This is a genomic window from Clostridium tyrobutyricum (assembly GCF_019144085.1).
In the GTDB taxonomy this organism is placed as follows: domain Bacteria; phylum Bacillota; class Clostridia; order Clostridiales; family Clostridiaceae; genus Clostridium_B; species Clostridium_B tyrobutyricum_A.
Genome location: NZ_JAHHUY010000135.1, coordinates 1 through 234, shown reverse-complemented (window position 1 = coordinate 234; position 234 = coordinate 1). Strand labels below are relative to the sequence as shown.

Here is a 234-nt window from a genome sequence, read left to right as displayed (position 1 = left end):
GACATGGCGACCGACTGGGCCGCCGCGCGCGGGCTGATGCTGGCCACGGCCCGGCAGATCGACGCAGGGGGCGAGCCGCGCGCCGAGGCCTCCATGGCCAAGCTGTTCTGCTCCGAGGCGGCCTTCCGCATCGCCGACCGCGCGGTGCAGATCCATGGCGGCGAGGGCATCGTGCAGGGGCGGCGTGTGGAGTTTCTCTTCCGCATGCTGCGCATGTACCGCGTGCTCACGGGC

1 protein-coding gene is annotated in these 234 nt (G+C 72.6%); it reads left to right on the top strand.

The annotated features are described in order from the left end of the window. Nucleotides 1-234 (top strand): acyl-CoA dehydrogenase family protein (locus tag KM800_RS15330; RefSeq protein WP_303396680.1); only part of this gene is annotated, 234 nt, incomplete at both ends.